The 12,759-nt window shown below is 30.2% G+C and carries 12 protein-coding genes, 1 tRNA gene and 2 pseudogenes; 4 read left to right on the forward strand and 11 right to left on the reverse strand.

Features of this window, described 5'->3' with window-relative positions; all coding sequences use genetic code 11:
* Window positions 1–71 precede the first annotated feature (71 nt).
* From EGX70_RS04755 to EGX70_RS04765, 3 genes are all read right to left on the reverse strand, one after another.
* Window positions 72–1,277, reverse strand: coding sequence for an FtsW/RodA/SpoVE family cell cycle protein (locus tag EGX70_RS04755; RefSeq protein WP_123947966.1), 1,206 nt, complete (start codon window positions 1,275–1,277; stop codon window positions 72–74).
* A gap of 424 nt (window positions 1,278–1,701) precedes the next feature.
* Window positions 1,702–1,890 carry a hypothetical protein gene (locus tag EGX70_RS04760; protein ID WP_000027835.1) on the reverse strand — a complete coding sequence of 63 codons (189 nt, stop codon included), beginning with the start codon at window positions 1,888–1,890 and terminating at the stop codon, window positions 1,702–1,704.
* Window positions 1,891–1,931: 41 nt separating this feature from the next.
* Complete coding sequence (locus tag EGX70_RS04765; RefSeq protein ID WP_000076709.1) at window positions 1,932–2,111, reverse strand: CsbD family protein; 180 nt, start codon at window positions 2,109–2,111, stop codon at window positions 1,932–1,934.
* A gap of 177 nt (window positions 2,112–2,288) precedes the next feature.
* Here EGX70_RS04765 and EGX70_RS04770 point away from each other — a divergent pair.
* Window positions 2,289–2,936 (forward strand): annotated as a pseudogene (locus EGX70_RS04770) (IS3 family transposase); the annotation flags it as partial.
* 51 nt (window positions 2,937–2,987) lie between these two features.
* Here EGX70_RS04770 and EGX70_RS04775 read toward each other — a convergent pair.
* The 5 genes from EGX70_RS04775 to EGX70_RS04795 form a co-directional block, all read right to left on the reverse strand.
* On the reverse strand, window positions 2,988–4,289 hold the full coding sequence (locus EGX70_RS04775) for a HAMP domain-containing sensor histidine kinase (RefSeq protein WP_000734168.1): 1,302 nt from the start codon (window positions 4,287–4,289) through the stop codon (window positions 2,988–2,990).
* Complete coding sequence (locus EGX70_RS04780) at window positions 4,286–4,939, reverse strand: response regulator transcription factor (protein WP_000699093.1); 654 nt, start codon at window positions 4,937–4,939, stop codon at window positions 4,286–4,288. The genes EGX70_RS04775 and EGX70_RS04780 overlap by 4 nt, the downstream gene beginning before the upstream one ends.
* 96 nt (window positions 4,940–5,035) lie before the next feature.
* A complete protein-coding gene (locus tag EGX70_RS04785; RefSeq protein ID WP_123947968.1) occupies window positions 5,036–6,412 on the reverse strand; it encodes an ABC transporter permease in 1,377 nt (458 codons plus the stop codon).
* The gene (locus EGX70_RS04790; RefSeq protein ID WP_000353149.1) at window positions 6,412–7,068 is read right to left on the reverse strand and encodes an ABC transporter ATP-binding protein; all 657 of its coding nucleotides are present in this window, start codon (window positions 7,066–7,068) and stop codon (window positions 6,412–6,414) included. Before EGX70_RS04790 ends, EGX70_RS04785 begins: the two co-directional genes overlap by 1 nt.
* 9 nt (window positions 7,069–7,077) lie before the next feature.
* A complete protein-coding gene (locus tag EGX70_RS04795) occupies window positions 7,078–8,355 on the reverse strand; it encodes an ABC transporter permease (RefSeq protein ID WP_000594366.1) in 1,278 nt (425 codons plus the stop codon).
* A 741-nt stretch (window positions 8,356–9,096) separates the two neighbouring features.
* Between EGX70_RS04795 and EGX70_RS04800 the strand changes: the two genes are divergently transcribed.
* Window positions 9,097–9,258, forward strand: coding sequence for an NINE protein (locus EGX70_RS04800; RefSeq protein WP_000508794.1), 162 nt, complete (start codon window positions 9,097–9,099; stop codon window positions 9,256–9,258).
* Between the two features lie 172 nt (window positions 9,259–9,430).
* On the opposite strand, the pseudogene EGX70_RS11195 reads toward EGX70_RS04800, so the two are convergent.
* Window positions 9,431–10,793: pseudogene (locus tag EGX70_RS11195) on the reverse strand (IS3 family transposase); the annotation flags it as partial.
* A 20-nt stretch (window positions 10,794–10,813) separates the two neighbouring features.
* On the opposite strand from EGX70_RS11195, the gene EGX70_RS04825 reads away from it, so the two are divergent.
* Window positions 10,814–11,080, forward strand: coding sequence for a hypothetical protein (locus EGX70_RS04825; RefSeq protein ID WP_001872365.1), 267 nt, complete (start codon window positions 10,814–10,816; stop codon window positions 11,078–11,080).
* 106 nt (window positions 11,081–11,186) lie between these two features.
* Entirely contained in the window at window positions 11,187–11,378 is a 192-nt protein-coding gene (locus EGX70_RS11200) for a hypothetical protein (RefSeq protein WP_253257588.1), read from the forward strand.
* Window positions 11,379–11,658: 280 nt separating this feature from the next.
* Here EGX70_RS11200 and EGX70_RS04835 read toward each other — a convergent pair.
* Window positions 11,659–11,730: transfer RNA gene (locus tag EGX70_RS04835), tRNA-Arg, on the reverse strand.
* A 110-nt stretch (window positions 11,731–11,840) separates the two neighbouring features.
* The gene (gene rplS / locus EGX70_RS04840) at window positions 11,841–12,188 is read right to left on the reverse strand and encodes a 50S ribosomal protein L19 (RefSeq protein ID WP_001068667.1); all 348 of its coding nucleotides are present in this window, start codon (window positions 12,186–12,188) and stop codon (window positions 11,841–11,843) included.
* Window positions 12,189–12,759: the final 571 nt, after the last annotated feature.

Raw genomic sequence — 12,759 nt, forward strand, 5'->3', positions numbered from 1 at the left:
ACTTAATTAACTCACTCCTCTAAAATATTTCGATTATTAAAAGGCTGGATTATCTTTCCAACCTTTTTTTGTTATATACTACGATACTTCAAATGTGATCCATTAGCCTTGGCCTGACGAACTGTATTTTGATAAGACATGGATAAGACCAATCCAATTCCAATAAGATTACTTAGTAATGAACTTCCACCTTGCGAAATAAACGGAAGTGGGATTCCTGTTAGAGGTAATATACCAACTGCTGCACCAATATTTTCCAAAACATGGAAAACAATCATCATGATAAAACCAGTTGATATAAAAGTATAAAATTGATTATTAGATTCAATGGTGATCCTTAACATACGGTAAATGATAATGAGATATAACCCTAAAACAATCGCCGAACCAATGAAGCCAAAATTCTCAGCAATGACAGTAAAAATCATGTCACTTTCACGAACAGGAACCGAGAGCTCTAAAATATTAAAACCTTTACCTGTTACCCCGCCACTTCCAATTGATACCATACCCTGTGTTTGTTGATAAGCAATTGAGTCTGCAAAACTAAATGGATCAATCCAAGCAGATAAACGGTTGATTTGATATGTATCCATCCCCAAATTATAAAACCATTCCTTGCCGTTTGGTGAGATAAAAATCATCAAAAAGCTAGCTATAAAAAGAACGATAGTAGATAAAATTGGCAAGATTATCCACCAAGATATGCCCGATAAAAGGATTAAACCTGACAAAATGGCAAGGAAAACTAATGCTGTTCCTAAATCTTTTTGTAACATTAGAAGAATCATCACTGGCAATGTAACCAAACCAAACAATCCTAGCAACTTCCAATCATCTTGAAAAGTTTTGCGATTTTTCTGATGAAAACTAACAGTTATTCGAGATAACATTAAAATATAGGAAATCTTCATAAACTCTGACGGTTGAAACAAAGTTACCGAGCCAATGGTCACCCAATTTTTAGCACCTGTTGCCGCAAAAAGCTGTGGACTATAAAAAATTAAGGGAAGAACCATTAGGGTTAGTCCTAAAGCATACAGATAGGGCGTGGCTTTCCATAAAAATTCAGTACTGAAAAGCATAACGACAAATGCAATAATACACCCCATAATAATCCAAGACACCTGCTGAAACATCGCGATATAGATATTAGAAGGATAATCATTCATCGTTGCAACATAAATTGAGGCTAAACCAATCATTAATAAAAAAAATACTGGTATCACAACAGCATAATCAATTTGCCCTTTAAAATAGTTTGATTTTTGTGACATAGGACTTCCTTTTTTATTCATGGTAATTATTATAACATTTTTTCAGAATCTGACTTATATTTTTTGCAATAAAAAATGCAACTCAAATCATTATGAGTTGCAAATATTAGGAGATTGTTCTTCATCAGTAAAACAAAGAACATGAAAAGAAAAGTTTATTTAGGATATTTAAAGTATACAAAGTTCACCTTAAACAAAACTTAAATAATCTTATTTAAGTTTTGTTATTTTCTCAACACTAGTCTAAAGAATAAAATCCTTCCTAACATCTCAAAAAAGGTTTTAATATGTCCCCTGCCAACTTCTCTACCATTAAAATAGGATATATTAAAGGTTAAAATACACGATACATCCATAATAAAAAGCATATTTTTTTATTTTATTCTATTTTAAAATACTTTTTGGGGCGAATTTTGGTCCGTTATTATGATAACTTCCTCAGTACATCAAGCACTCTCTCAACTGTAACAACCTCTTCTTCTCTCACTTCTTCGTGTAGTAACACATAATCAAATATCTTTCCGTTTTTACGCACTATCGCTACTGTGTTCCCTGAAATATAGCCTTTATCAATCGCTTCTTTAAACTCATCTATATCTGTTCTGATAGACAAAAAGATAACAAATAACCGCTCGTTAAATGAGCGGTTATTTGTTACTTCAGTTTTTCTTTGACAGCATCTTTAGCATCATCTGCTAGTTCTTTGCCTTTAGCAATTGTTTTTTCGATAAATCCTTTTGCTTCTAACTCTTTATCACCGGTTATTTTGCCAAAGCCTTCTTTAGCACCACCTTTTGCTTGATCTAATTTTGATTTTAGTTTTTCTTGTGACATACTGCACCTCCTTATTATTTTTATTAATCATAACATCTATATCTTTCTTTAGCAAATAAAAACAAGAGTCGCTAGTGTCAGGCGACTCTTGTTTTAGTGATTATCTCATGGTTATGCGAGTATGGATGTATACTATAAAAATAGACAACACTTTGTGTGTTATAACCTGTTTTAAAAGACACAAAAATCTCTGAAGGAAGAATTTACCGTCTGATGAAGAATATGGCGCTCCCTAAAATGGCTACCGTTAAGACAAAAACAGCTCTTAAAAAGACTCAAAAAACGTATCCTCAAAACTTACTCAACCAGAAATTTAATCCTGATAAACCTAATCAAGTATGGTCTACTGACTTCACCTATATTTCTATTGGATATAAGAAATATGTCTATCTCTGCGCAATAATTGATCTCTATTCTAGAAAATATATTGCTTGGAAATTGAGTCATCGTATGGATGCAAAGTTAGCATGTGACACTCTAGAATTAGCTCTTAATAAAAGAAAGATTGAAGGAACACTTCTCTTTCATTCCGACCAAGGGTCACAATTTAAGGCCAGGGAATTTAGAAAAATAATTGATGACAACAATATCATGCATTCTTTTTCTAAACCTAGATATCCTTATGATAATGCCGTAACTGAAGCATTTTTCAAGTATTTAAAGCATAGACAAATCAACCAAAAAAATTATCAAAATATCAAACAGGTTCAATTAGACTGCTTTGAATACATTGAGAATTTTTATAACAATTACATCCCACATACGGCTAATCTAGGACTAACCCCTAATCAGAAAGAAGAAAATTATTTTAACGCAATAAAATAACACGGTTTTCTGTCTACTTATTTGACATTAGTCCAATAGTATGATTATTACTCAAGAGATTATTTTTATTTTAAATATAAAATAATTTTCACCATGTAATATTTCATACTTTATATTATACTTATTAAGTATATTCTTTACTATATTTAATCCTAATCCATTACTATTATCCAATTTTAGATCAAAACTAGCATCTAAAATTTTATTTTTATCATATGAGTTTTCTATAAGTAACCAATCATTAGCTATTTTGATATTAATTATTCCATTTCGATTAGTATATTTTACTGCATTGCTAATCAAATTAGAAAATACAATATTTAGTGCCGTTTTTCCTATATAAATATTATAGTCTAATAATTCCTTATTAATATTTATTTTTTTTTGATTTACTAAGATAGAGTATTTTTCTAATACTTCATCTAATGTATCACCAACATTTAAATATTCTTCATCATTATTCAAGTCTTTTATAGAATAAAAAGATAATATTTGCGAGACATTCTTTGTTAAGTTATCTACAATATTAATACACTCACTGATATAAAAGTCTCTATCTTTATATTTTCCGATATTATATTTCATATTCTCAAGTAATATCTTTAGGCTGGAAAGAGGAGTTTTAAGTTCGTGGGACGCCCCCTTAAAAAAATCATATTTCAATTTTTCTAACTTTAAAATTTCCTTATTTTTAAATTCCAAATCATTAATTGTATTCAATAAAGCACAATATAAGTCATTGATTTGCTGTTTTAGTTGTCCAATTTCATCATTAGAACTAATTTTCAATCTTGTTTCTTTGTCAAGTTTTATCATTTTATCAGTAACCATAGTTATTTCTTGTATATTGTTTTTTATAGATTTAGCATAAATTAAAGAAATAACAATGGAAAAAAGAAATGATATCGATAAAGAATATGGTAAAAACTTAAGGCTCAAGTCTTTCGCGTCTTTTTGCATATCAGCTGTTGAAACAAATTGAAGATGTATTTTTTTGCCATCATGAAGTTTAATTTCCCTTTCTTCAATTATTAAAGAATTACTATCACTTTTTACATTAACATTTATATTATCATTTATTTGTAATTCATTTTTGTTATTATTTTTTTTTATAAATACCTTTATGTCACTACTTTTAGAATAAAGCTCCAAAGTTTGGTCTAAATATTTTAACTCTTTTCCATTCATATTTTTAGAAATTTCATCTGCCATAATGTGGATTTTTACTTTCCTCGTCTCCAAATATGTTTTAGGAAAGATAAAAAAGAATAATGAATGAACTAATATAATTAGTATTCCAAGAATAGAAAATATTTGTATGAACATTTTTGGGAATATTTTTAATTTCTTCATTTTCTCTCCAATTTATATCCTACATTTCTTATAGTAGTTATACAGTCTAATTGTAATTTTTTTCTAAGTTCTTTTATATATACATCTACTACTCGATCATAAGGGATCTCTTCGCTATCCTTCCAGACATAATCAATAATTTGCATTCTTGTTAAAACTTGTCCATCATTATCCAATAAACATTTTAGTATTTCGAGTTCTTTTGCATTTACATCTATTTTTTCATCATTTATTTTAGCTGTATAACTATTAAAATTTACCGAAAGATTCTTATATTCAAACTTCTCTAAATGTCCAAAATTCTTCTTAATTAAAGAATCTATTCTAGCCTTTAAAACAGGCAATGAAAATGGTTTTTCTACATATCCATCTACTAAATTAGTAAATGCATCAATTTTATATTCTTCATCACTAAATGCAGTCAAAATTAGAATTGGTAAATTGCTTTTCTTTCTAATTTCTTTCAACACTTCTAAACCATTTATAAAAGGTATCTGAATGTCTAAGATAACCAAGTTTATATCACTATTAAATTTTGACAAGGCTTCCCTTCCATCTTTAGCCTGAATAACAGTATATCCAAATTCTGAAAGGTATTCACTTATTCCCTCTCTTATCAACTTATCATCTTCAACAGTTAATATTTTCATAGATACCTCCATTTAAATCTATACATAATATTATACAGTATATTATTTGATTTTTATAAGTCAAAAAACATTCGGTGATATAAATCACCGAAAATTTTAATTATTATCAATTAATAACTCTTTTGGATTCTTTCTTAATGTATAAATTGAAGAAAGAATCAATGATACAAGAAGTACAAAACTCATAAATATAACTACATAAATTATGAATTTAGGTAATACATTTATATCTAAACCTGAAAGAGTCTTGTTGAATCCTTCAGCTTCTGCCCCCCCGCCTAATTGACTAGATGCAGATTGTCTAGCTATTTGTTTAGCTATATCGCCAGTAACTTTATTCAATATATTATTCCCTAGCTTATCAGCTGTATATTGAGCTAAGAAATAAGATCCAAGAAGTGCGGGAATGGATATAAATACCATCTCGATTATAAATTGACCAAAAATTTCTAATTTAGATATACCTAATGATAGTAATACTGCTATTTCTTTCTTTCTGGCATTCATCCATAAGAAAAGTAATAATGAAACTACAACTCCTGCAAATATTAATGAGCCAACAAATAATTTGTTTGAAATAGAATAGATACCGGATATAGATTGTTGCAGCGCAGGATAATTTGATGAACTTTTAATCAAATTATATTCTCTCCAATTTATATCTAGTTTCCCAAGATCTTTTATTACACTATCAAGATTCTTATCACCTTTTACAAAGAATGTTGCATCTTGGTATACGGCTGTATCTTCTGTATTACCATAAACTTTAGCAGCTGAATGAACGTCAGTGATTAGTGTATTTTCGTATAGTTCTTGTGCTGCACTTACCCCACCGCTATTATGACCATCAAATAAACCTTTAATTTCTACTTCTACAGTTTCATTTGCAACTTTTTCATTGTCAGCATCAAACAAATTAGATTTTATTTTTATTTTATCTCCAACTTTGAGATTGTTTTTTTTTGCCAAATCTTTATGCATTAAAATTTTAATTTTATCTTTATTTTCTAAATGCTTTCCTTCTACTAACTTATATGCTTCTGATACAAATTTTGTTTCTTTTGCTGAGTCATTAACCCCTGTTAACATAACTGTTCTCTTAAAATTCTTTGCTCTTTCAGGTGATTGATTTGCAAGTGTATCTTGAGTTTCAATTATATCATGATCAACTAGGTCTGCGACGCTGTTTATTCTTTTTACATAGGAGTCTATACTGTTTGTTTGAGATATCTTTTTAATATCTTCACCTTTTACATTTCCTCCACCCCTAGGTGTTCCTGGATTTACTTGTCTATTTATTTCCATAGAAAAACTGTTTGTTATATTAGCAAATGTTTCCTTAGAAGCTCTATCTGTGGCATCTTTAATAGATAAACTAATGATGCTTAAAGTTGCCATTGATAGAATAACTAATATAATAATTAATGATTTTAAGCTTTTTCTAGTTACATAAGCAAATGCATTTTTTATCATTATTCAACCTCCAAATTCATTTTATTTACTTTTTTCAACTTTTTACCACTTAGTTCTAAAATGATATCCGCAGAATCTGCTACTTCCTTACTATGTGTTACAACTATTACACATTTATTTCTATCTTGAGCTAATTCCTTTAATATATTAATTATTTCTCCAGCAGTAACACTGTCTAGGTTACCGGTAGGCTCATCAGCTAGTATTATTGGGGCATCTGATACCAGTGCCCTAGCAATAGCTACCCTTTGTTGCTGACCACCAGATAATTTCATAACATTTCTTTTTATTTGTTTTTTATCTAAACCTAATTCGAACAAGATACTCTCATCTACTGATTTATTTACTAGTCTAATATTTTCAATCGGCGATAAATAATCTATTAAATTATAATTTTGAAATACCAAAGATATATTATTTTTTCTGTGATTACTATATCCTTTCTTTTCTATATCTTCATTCTTAAACAAGATTTTTCCTGTTTGAACTTTATCAAGTCCTGCAAGTAAGGAAAGAAGTGTGGATTTTCCTGTTCCTGACTTCCCTACTATCGCATAAAACTTTCCAAGTTCAAATTTTTGATTTACTCCTGACAAAACTTTTTCTTTAGAATTTGCGTAACTGTAATTTACATTCTTTATTTCTAATATATCCATTATTTTCTCCTAACTTATTTTTGATAATATTTCTTTTGGTTTCTTAAATAATATTAATGAAGAGGCCATTACAACTGATAAAACAATAATACTTATTAATATTAAATAACTTTCTGCAAGTGTTGTTATGTTTAACATAAAACTGCTTTTATTTATTAAACTTCCACCGAAAATCATTGAGTTCTCTGAGTTAATAAATCCTTCTACAATTACTTTTAATAGTAGATTCCCTAAAAATAAGGAGGATATTATACTTGGTATTGATATGAATATTAACTCAAATATAAATTGCCTTATAATTTGTATCTTAGTTGTTCCAATAGATAAAAATATACCTATTTCATAAATTCTTTCTCTTAACCATAGAATCAAGATTAATGAAAGAACAACTATTCCACCTAACATAATCGAATAAGTCATTATTTTAATTATATGTTTTATTCCACTCACTGACTCTAAAGACTCTTCGAATGCTTTATTATCTTTCTTAATAGAATACTTTGACTTATCAATTTTAAAGTCTTTCAATTTCTTTAAGGCAAGCTCTGTAGATTCTAAACTACCAGAATACATTAAAATTTTATTTGCAATTCTATTATTCTCTGATTTATTTAATATTTCTTGGCTAGTTGAATAATCTACAAAAACCATATTTTCGCTAAAATCAGATGATAATCCTGTATATGTTTCCTGTTTTTTACCAGAAAAGATTCCTATAATTTTAAATTTATGACTTTTTATTTTTCCACTTTTTTCCGTATCTAGTAATTCAAGATCAATTTCATCACCCAATTTTAGTTTGTTTTGTTTAGCAAATTCTTCATGAACAAGAATTGAATTCTTATCATTTTCTTCTATATTTTTTCCTTCTTTAAAACTAAATACTCCACTACTAAATAAAAGATTTCTTTTAGTATTACTTGTAGCTTCTAGTGAAACAACATTTTTAAATTCGTCAGATAAATCTTCTCTATTTATACTTTGCTTACCACTAACTACTTTAAGATCTTTCAATTTTGCTAATCCATCATATTGAAATATTTTTTCTTCAACCTCTTTTATTTTTTCAATATTCTTAAATTGATTAATATTAAAATATTTACCATCTTTTTTTGTAATTGATATTGAAGAATTAGAACTTTCATATAAAGCCTTTTCTATTTCATTACTTGATTTCATTATTGTTAAACATGAATACAAGCAAGAAAGAACAATTGTTAAAATAGCAAATATAATAAGTGTTCTATTTTTTTTTCTGGTAATATATGCTATAGCATTTTTTATCACTTCCTAATTACTCCTCTCTATTTTTACTCCGCAACTATTGCATCCACTGGATTAATATTTTTACATCGCCTACAACTAATGTTTTTAAAACTATTTCCATTAAAATTTCTTCATTTGACAAACTATCTCAATGATAGAACCGTTTATATATGAAGTTACTGAATTTCGTATCTATTTATTCAAAGGAAAATCTCAAATAACTCATTATGAAGAATGCGATACGAAATCTAATTCTCATGTTTATATAGTTTTATTATCAAAAACTACCTAATGCTCTATTGAAAAAACTAGACTTAGGGTAGCGATGATAAACAATGAACTGATGTCTGGTTAAGGAAATAGTTATTAAGCAATACAGATTTTATGATGCATACTGGCTGTTTCAATAATCATCCCGTACTTGACAGTACCTATCTAATTTTACATAAGTTCACCTCCCAATTTAGCTTACAATAAATAGACATTTAACTCTTAAAGCGAAGAATTACGTTTACTAGTAAAATTATCAATCTATAAGTTACTAGACACCAGTGACAAAATAGTGTTGCCTAAATACTAGATTACATACCTTTTATGAAACGTTTATGAAATAAAATTTTTTCCATATTATATTAATTTTTTTATTTTCAAAAGAGCTATGCTAATTTCTTTTATCCCTTACTCTAATCCATTTATATGAAATTCAGTTGTAAAAATAAAGTCTTATGCTAACATAGTAGTTTATGTTTTATTAACGTTCTTTTGGGCGGCATTGGAGCGCATAAATTTTACGCAGGAAAAATAGGCCAGGTTTTTTTATATATTATTTTTAGAATTACCTTTATTCCTGGAATTATCGACCTTATCGAAGCTTTGATGGCTCTCGGAAAACAAACTGATGAATATGGAAATATCATCGTTTAATGAAACAAAAAGCCTCACGCTCAATTTTTGGTCGAGGAGAGCGTGAGGCAAGACAGTATAAGAAATAAGCATTAAATGGCTCGTTTTCTTGTAGCTATTTTAGCAAATTTAGAAAGGTTAAGCAATCTGAACGGCTCCCTGTCAAGTAGACAGTCAAATAATAAAAGATAAGTTATGCAACCTGATTCCTGAATTCTAGAGGAGTCAGGTTGTTTAATTTTGATTGATAACGTTGTGTGTTGTAGAATTCGATATAACGTGCCACATCATTGACCAACTCATCATAAGAGTTGTATTTCTTAAGGTGGTAAGACTCAGTCTTGAAAAACCCAAAGAAACTTTCAGTTGGTGCATTATCAATACATTTGCCAATCCGGGACATGGATAAGGTCAGACCAGCTTGTTGTATGATATAACGGTATTCTTTGGAAGTATATTGACTACCTCAATCGCTATGGATGATAGGTGTGGCTCCTGGATTGAGCTCTAGCCCCTTTTTAATGGTCTTCATAACAAGTGGATTTCATTGTTGTGACTAATCTCATAAGCGATAATAGAACCGTTATACAGGTCTTTAATCGCACTGAGATAAGCTTTAGCTCCCAGACCGTATTGAAGATAGGTGACATCTGTGCACCATTTCTGGTTATGAGCTGTGGCTGTAAATTCACGATTAAGAATATTTTCTTCGTAAAATCTGTCACCAGCTTTTGTACAAGCATGGCTAACACGACGAATGACTGAACTAATCCCCAGAATGTTCATCAATCAACGAATCCGTTTCTTGTTTTAAGTTGTCCCAAGTTGACGATTAATAAATGTTGTCATACGGCGATAACCTAAGATACCATTGTAGAGTCTATGAAGTTCCTTGATTTTAGCCATTAGCTTTGTATTTTTTGTCTCAAAATCTGTTTTTTGACGATTGAGCCACTTGTAATAGCCTGAACGAGACCCCTTCAAGAGTTGGCATAAGGCCTGAATAGGCACATTAGATTCCTCATCGTAATAATTCTTGATTACTTGGAACTCCGCTAAATGCTTACCTAGTCTTACCGTCTGTTTCCTCGTTTGATGTCTTCTAACTTTTTTAGTAAACTAACCTCGATTTCTAAGAGACGATTACGTTCCTCCAATTGTTTAATCTTGAGTTAAAGTTGCTCAATCTCGGTTAAATCAGGCCTACTCTCCAACCCTTTCACACGTCTATCAACCAAACCTTGTGAGCCATTCTTCTCAAGCTTACGCACCCAAGAATAAATTTGTTGGTAGGAAACACCAAACTTCTCAATAGCTGCTTGATAGTCTTTCCCATGGGCAATGGTGTAGTTAACAATCTCTACACGTTCTTCAAATGTGGCTTGCCTTCCTTGTTTCATACGGCTATATCCTCTACTAGTGGCTTTCAAGTCTTCACCACTAGTATACCGTTTTATCCACTTTTGGAGAACGGAGCGACTTGAGATATCATACCATTTACAAATATCTCTAAGAGAGCCTTTTCCATCAAGGTAGCCTTGAACACCCTGTTCTTTAGCTAATGTGGAGTATATCAATGGCGTATTTCCGTAAACGCGACAACGGGTGGGAATATCGAATATCGTATAAACATATAATAGGAAATATATTACTTTGCAATATTACTTCCACTAAATATCAACAAGTCATAAATCATTATAGTCAAACGCATGTGCAAGATACAGTAAAGCGTTTTAACATACATGTAAAAGCCTGCGTATCCATGGCTGTTCACGAGGGATATATAGAAAAAAATTTTTGTTTATTCACTAAGGTTAAAGCAAAAAATAAGGGGCGTAAATAGAGATAAAATTTCTTGAAACCAATGAATACTTACGCTTGATAAAAATTTGTAAAGAAAATCACAACATCAATCGTATGCAGCGTTATACCTCATCGCTAAAACTGGCATGCGCTTCGCTGAATGTTTAGGTTTAACAGTTAATGATATTGATTACACTAACAAATATTTATCAATTAATAAAACTTGGGATTATCATTTCAACCAAAGATACCTGCCAACAAAAAACCAAAGTAGTATCAGAAATATACCAATTGACAATGATACATTATTTTTTTTGCATGAATTTACAAAAAATTAAAACGACAGATTATTCGACAAACTTTCAAATAATGCAGTCAATAAAACTATCCGAAAAATAACTGGTCGCGAGGTACGAGTGCACTCTCTCAGGCATACATTTGCAAGCTATCTAATTTCCATCTCTCAAGTTTTAGATCACGAGAATTTAAATATCACTTTAGAAGTTTACGCACATCAATTACAAGAACAAAAAGATAGGAACGATAAACTTAATCAGAGAAATTTGGGGCGAATTTGGGGCAAAATAGCTCTAAACCGCTATTTACATGCAATGAATATGTCCCCTGCCGGAATCGAACCAGCAATTACTCCTTAGGAGGGAGTTGTTATATCCATTGAACTAAGGGGACCTAGTAAAAAAACTGCCCACAGGCAGATTTTTTACGTCTTGGTTGTCCAGTTTTAAAACATAGTTACTATCCTCAAACAACCAAGCATTTTTAAAATCTGATCATCAAAATTAACGACGGATTTCTTTAATACGTGCAGCTTTACCTTGCAATGCGCGTAAGTAGTAAAGTTTAGCACGACGTACTTTACCATAACGAACAACTTCGATTTTATCAACACGAGGAGTGTGAATTGGGAATGTACGCTCTACACCGATACCACCAGAAATTTTACGTACTGTGTACATTTCTGAGATTCCTTGACCTTTACGTGAGATAACAACACCTTCAAAGATCTGAATACGTTCGCGAGTACCTTCGACAACTTTAGCGTGAACACGTACAGTATCACCAGCACGGAACTCAGGGATATCAGAACGAAGTTGACCTTCTGTCAAACTTTGAATTAATGGATTCATTTTTATTCTCCTTCTCTTACTAATCTTAAGTACTTGTCTCAGCGGATTAGCCGTTTTTTGTGCGTCCATCACACACTCTCACAATTCTACCAAATTTTAACCTACTTGTAAAGCTATTTTATCTAGAAGAACAAGGTGTCATCCTTTAGAATAGTTATTTGTATATTATTTAAATTTGATTTACTGTTTCTAGGTTAGCTTTTTTCAGATTTTTGAGAGTTTAATTCATTTAATATTTGATTTTTTAAGCTACGTTTTCTATATTAGCTTTCGTGTCACTTAACTCTTTCCCATAAAGTTGAAATCCACATCAACTTTTTATCTTATAATGCATTTCACCATCGCGACTTAAATGCTTGTAGACATTATCCTAACCTAAGTTCCTACACATTCAATTGGATTTTACAGTATTTTAATGACAATCATAAAATCAATTTCTTTGAAGAAATTATATTAGCCACATAATTTTTGCATTCATAAAATTGACAAACTCCATTTTTATAAACTTTAAGAGAATAAAAAAGAGAACGGAATATTCCGTTCTACAAACTGATAAACTCTTTTAAAACTC

Origin of the sequence: Streptococcus sp. FDAARGOS_522 (genome assembly GCF_003812445.1) — a bacterium.
GTDB classification, from domain to species: domain Bacteria; phylum Bacillota; class Bacilli; order Lactobacillales; family Streptococcaceae; genus Streptococcus; species Streptococcus agalactiae.

What these genes read in the sequence shown, in the direction of transcription:
- EGX70_RS11200 (WP_253257588.1), top strand. Translation starts at nt 11,187, where the DNA reads ATGCGCTTCGCTGAATGTTTAGGTTTAACAGTTAATGATATTGATTAC.
- EGX70_RS04780 (WP_000699093.1), bottom strand. Translation starts at nt 4,939, where the DNA reads ATGAAAATATTAACTGTTGAAGATGATAAGTTGATAAGAGAGGGAATA.
- EGX70_RS04775 (WP_000734168.1), bottom strand. Translation starts at nt 4,289, where the DNA reads ATGAAGAAATTAAAAATATTCCCAAAAATGTTCATACAAATATTTTCT.
- EGX70_RS04755 (WP_123947966.1), bottom strand. Translation starts at nt 1,277, where the DNA reads ATGTCACAAAAATCAAACTATTTTAAAGGGCAAATTGATTATGCTGTT.
- EGX70_RS04825 (WP_001872365.1), top strand. Translation starts at nt 10,814, where the DNA reads ATGGCGTATTTCCGTAAACGCGACAACGGGTGGGAATATCGAATATCG.
- rplS (WP_001068667.1), bottom strand. Translation starts at nt 12,188, where the DNA reads ATGAATCCATTAATTCAAAGTTTGACAGAAGGTCAACTTCGTTCTGAT.
- EGX70_RS04785 (WP_123947968.1), bottom strand. Translation starts at nt 6,412, where the DNA reads ATGATAAAAAATGCATTTGCTTATGTAACTAGAAAAAGCTTAAAATCA.
- EGX70_RS04790 (WP_000353149.1), bottom strand. Translation starts at nt 7,068, where the DNA reads ATGGATATATTAGAAATAAAGAATGTAAATTACAGTTACGCAAATTCT.
- EGX70_RS04765 (WP_000076709.1), bottom strand. Translation starts at nt 2,111, where the DNA reads ATGTCACAAGAAAAACTAAAATCAAAATTAGATCAAGCAAAAGGTGGT.